This window comes from Streptomyces sp. 8P21H-1 (assembly GCF_013302945.1).
In genome coordinates, this window is record NZ_JABTYA010000025.1 from 1 (window position 1) to 2,167 (window position 2,167).

Genomic DNA, 2,167 nt, shown 5'->3' on the forward strand with positions numbered 1-2,167 from the left:
CGGGGTGGGTGTTCGCGTGCGGCCCGGTGGGGGCCGGTCGCACGGTTCCCCGCGCCCCTGGGTGAGTGGGGGCGGGGTGGGTGTTCGCGTGCGGCCCGGTGGGGGCCGGTCGCGCGGTTCCCCGCGTCCCTTATGGGGCGGGGGGCATCTGGTCCAGGCTTCGGAGGATCACGCCCTCCCTGAGGGCCCAGGGGCAGATGTCGACCGTCTCCACCGCGAAGAGGTCCATCGCGCCCTCGGCGACTATGGCGCCCGCCAGCAGCTGGCGGGCGCGGCCCTCGGACACCCCGGGGAGTTCCGCGCGTTCCGCGGCGGTCATGGAGGCCAGACGCGGGACCCAGTCCTCCAGGGAGCGGCGCTTGAGCTCGCGCTGGACGTACAGGCCGTCGACCGAGCGCGCGGCACCGGCGAGGCGGGCCAGCTGCTTGAAGGTCTTCGACGTGGCGACCACGTGGTCGGGGGTGCCGAACCGGCTGAACTCCCCGACCGTACGGGCGATCTGCGCGCGCACGTGGCGGCGCAGGGCCTTGATGTCCGCCGGGTCCGCCGGGTCGGTCGGCAGCCACGCCGCGGTCAGCCGGCCCGCGCCGAGGGGCAGGGAAACCGCCGCGTCGGGCTCCTCGTCCAGTCCGTACGCGATCTCCAGCGAACCGCCGCCGATGTCGAGGACGAGCAGCTTCCCCGCCGACCAGCCGAACCAGCGGCGGGCGGCCAGGAAGGTGAGCCGCGCCTCCTCGGCGCCGGTGAGGACCTGGAGCTCCACCCCGGTCTCGGCGCGCACCCGGGCCAGCACCTCGTCGGCGTTGCTGGCCTCGCGCACGGCGGAGGTCGCGAACGGCAGCAGGTCCTCGACGCCCTTGTCCTCGGCCGCCACCAGCGCCTCCTTCACGACGGCGATCAGTCTGTCGACCCCCGAGGAATCGATCGCACCGCTGTCGTCGAGGAGTTGGGCGAGCCGCAGCTCCGCCTTGTGCGAATGCGCGGGCAGCGGGCACGCGCCGGGGTGTGCGTCCACCACCAGCAGGTGCACCGTGTTCGAACCCACGTCCAGGACACCGAGTCTCATGTACGGCACGCTACTGCGCCCGGGGCGTCCAGCCGTCCGCATGGGGCTCACGGGCGACTTACTCTGGACGGGTGCCAAAGACGAAAAAGGCGAAGAGCGACAAATCGACCGAGGTTTCCGCCGTCGGGTCCGGTGAGCCGGGGAAGTCCGGGAGGTCCCTCAAGCCCGTGAAGGGTGACGAGAAGGGGCTCGATTTCGCGCGCGCGTGGGTGGAGTTCCCCGACCCGGCCGACGACGAACAGGTCTTCCGCTGCGACCTGACCTGGCTGACCTCTCGCTGGAACTGCGTTTTCGGCAGCGGCTGCCAGGGCATCCAGGCGGGCCGCGCGGACGACGGCTGCTGCACGCTGGGGGCCCATTTCTCCGACGAGGACGACGAGAAGCGCGTCGCCGGCCATGTGGCGAGGCTCACGCCGGACATCTGGCAGCACCACGCCGTGGGGACCGGGAGCGGCTGGGTCTCGCAGGACGAGGACGGCGACCGGCAGACGCGTCCGTACCAGGGGTCCTGCATCTTCCAGAACCGCCCCGGTTTCGCCGGCGGCATGGGCTGTTCACTGCACATCCTGGCCGTCAGGGAGGGCCGCGAGCCCCTGGAGACCAAGCCGGACGTCTGCTGGCAGCTGCCGGTCCGGCGCACGTACGAGTGGATCGACCGGCCCGACGACACGCGGGTGCTGCAGGTCTCGATCGGCGAGTACGACCGCCGCGGGTGGGGACCGGGCGGGCACGACCTGCACTGGTGGTGCACGTCGGCCACGTCGGCCCACGGGGCGGGCGACCCGGTCTACGTCTCGTACCGCCCGGAACTGATCGAGCTGATGGGCAAGGAGGCCTACGCCCGCCTGGTCGACCTGTGCGAGCAGCGCCTGGCCTCCCAGCTCCCCCTCCTGGCCCCGCACCCGGCGGACCCCGGCACCCCCGCCCCGTAAGGGGCGCGGGGAACCGCGCGACCGGCCACCGCGGACCCGCACCCCGGAACCCACCCGCACCTCAACGCCCCGCAAGGGGCGCGGGGAACCGCGTGACCGGCCACGGCGGACCCGCAGACGCCGACCGGCGCTCAGCTCCTCGCCGGACCGGAGGACCCCGCCCCGGGGT

Annotated in this window: 2 protein-coding genes; one reads left to right on the top strand and one right to left on the bottom strand. The window is 73.3% G+C overall.

What is annotated here, in order from left to right; genetic code table 11:
- Positions 1-130: 130 nt before the first annotated feature.
- Entirely contained in the window at positions 131-1,066 is a 936-nt protein-coding gene (locus HO151_RS00680; protein WP_173894195.1) for a Ppx/GppA phosphatase family protein, read from the bottom strand.
- A 71-nt stretch (positions 1,067-1,137) separates the two neighbouring features.
- Here HO151_RS00680 and HO151_RS00685 point away from each other — a divergent pair, with 71 nt between their 5' ends.
- Positions 1,138-1,998, top strand: coding sequence for a hypothetical protein (locus tag HO151_RS00685; protein WP_173894194.1), 861 nt, complete (start codon positions 1,138-1,140; stop codon positions 1,996-1,998).
- Positions 1,999-2,167 lie beyond the last annotated feature (169 nt).

Excerpts from the sequence above, each read along its gene's own strand:
- HO151_RS00680 (WP_173894195.1), bottom strand. The coding sequence starts at position 1,066 with ATGAGACTCGGTGTCCTGGACGTGGGTTCGAACACGGTGCACCTGCTG.